Source organism: Acinetobacter sp. ACNIH3, from assembly GCF_002918965.1.
Classification (GTDB): domain Bacteria; phylum Pseudomonadota; class Gammaproteobacteria; order Pseudomonadales; family Moraxellaceae; genus Acinetobacter; species Acinetobacter schindleri.
Window position 1 is genome coordinate 1 of the sequence record NZ_PQLP01000114.1, and the last position, 1,862, is coordinate 1,862.

Annotated in this window: 2 protein-coding genes; both read right to left on the bottom strand. The window is 28.8% G+C overall.

Features of this window, described 5'->3' with window-relative positions; all coding sequences use genetic code 11:
* Positions 1–27: 27 nt before the first annotated feature.
* Positions 28–1,068, bottom strand: coding sequence for a hypothetical protein (locus C3420_RS16860; RefSeq protein WP_103857257.1), 1,041 nt, complete (start codon positions 1,066–1,068; stop codon positions 28–30).
* 9 nt (positions 1,069–1,077) lie between these two features.
* Positions 1,078–1,862 (bottom strand): AAA family ATPase (locus C3420_RS16865; protein WP_146048180.1); only part of this gene is annotated, 785 nt, incomplete at its 5' end.

A 1,862-nucleotide genomic window follows, 5' to 3' on the forward strand; every position in this document is an offset into this window, starting at 1 on the left:
ATATTCTCCCCCTTCCTCATAATAAATTTAAATAAAGCAAATTTCTCTATTATTATATTTAATTACTTCGTTAAATATCATATCTTTTATAAATTTGCGATCAAATCTATATGAGCATTCATTTCTAGTTGTTTGTGTGGGAAATCTCATAAAATCTACGCCTTTACCAATCTGAAAATAGCAATTATCGAATCTAAAATAACGATCATGACTTTCAATATTGAAAAATTCATGTGCCACATCAATAAATTTAAAACTATTCAGTTTCATACTTAATGGTGGAGAAAGCAAATCTGTAACCCAAGAATATAAAAAATCATGCCAATTCGTATAACCTTTTGCTTTTAAATGATTAAGAGCAATTTCATAACTACTATCCTGATCAGAGGTAGTCGTAGTTGATACAATCGTTAAAACACATTTATCCTCTCTACATGTGGCTATCTTTCTTAATAAAAACTCCAGACTTGAAGGTTTTCCATTTTTAAGATCAGTAGCCAAACTTTTGAAAAAATATCGATCAATGATTGTGATCTCATGTGAGTACTTACAAAGATCTAAAAACTTAGCTCTCCAAATTTCTTCTGTTAATTGTCCAATTTCCAGACGTGATTCTAAGTTATTTTTAATATTAATAAATTTTGACGAAGCACTAATATTACCTGGAGGCATTATCTTAATTTCATTTATAACTTCTTGAAATTTTTCATGCTCTCTAAATTCAATAAAGTTTGTTTCATCTAGAATTAAAGCCTCAAAATAATTTTTATAATCTAATATATTGTTATATCTAGGATTTTTATTATTCAAGTCTTCCATACTTTCCCAATTTGCATCAACTTGAATAGATCTAAAAAATTTATTTGATAGCATTAAAGTCCATTTTTGCTTATCTTGTTGGTTGTTTAACCCTTTTAAAAATTCCAAGATATTAAATTGCTGTGGATAAATTAATACCCCATATTTGGACCAATATTCTTCTAAAACTGTATGAGCATTTGTATTGAGGTCATTATTTAATGCATCTGCTGAAAAACAATCTTTATCTAAAGTAAATTTTACTAACATTTCTACAAATTATCCGAAAATTTCATCTATACGTTCATCAAAAAAGCCAACAGGCCACTCATCACGAAATTTTCCATCTTCATCTAAACGTATTTGATACAACCTTGAACCATTATTTGTCGGGTGCACATAAATAATTGAAATATCATTGTATTTTAATCTTTTATCTTTTAAACGTAATAACTTTTGAAGACGCAGCATTAAAGCTTCACTATGTGTCTCAATTATCCATTGATTGTTTTTACAAGTATCTACGAAAAACTCTGCTAAATCAGCTTGCAATTTTGGATGCAGATGTATCTCTGGTTGTTCTATACAAATAGATGAATTCTCTCGGATAATACCTTCAACAATAATTGGTAATAATTGGCTAATACCTACCCCAACATCTGATGGCGCTACGATAGTATCTGTTCTTAAATCCTTTAATAGTATTGAAATTATAGGGCCAGTCGTATCATCTCCTAGCTTTTTAATTAAAATTTCATACGGTATACCGTATTGTAAAAAGTATTTATTAATATGCTGTAGAATCGTATCTCCGTGAGCATAAAGAAAATAACCAATTTTATCTCCTTCGCAACCGACACTAGTTTCGAAGTCATTTTCTATAATATATGTTTTCTCAATTCTTTTCCTAAGAGGTCCAATGTAGCTAATTTTTTCAAGTTTCGATTTTAAATCACTGGCAATATCAACAATTATATTATTAATTATTGGAGTTACTCTGAATTGATCTGGATGAATATTAAATGTTGTATTAGGAGCTAAATTAAAAGAAATCTCGCTAGAAG

Bases quoted from the DNA above. Each gene is read 5' to 3' on its own strand.
- C3420_RS16860 (WP_103857257.1), bottom strand. From the start codon at position 1,068: ATGTTAGTAAAATTTACTTTAGATAAAGATTGTTTTTCAGCAGATGCA.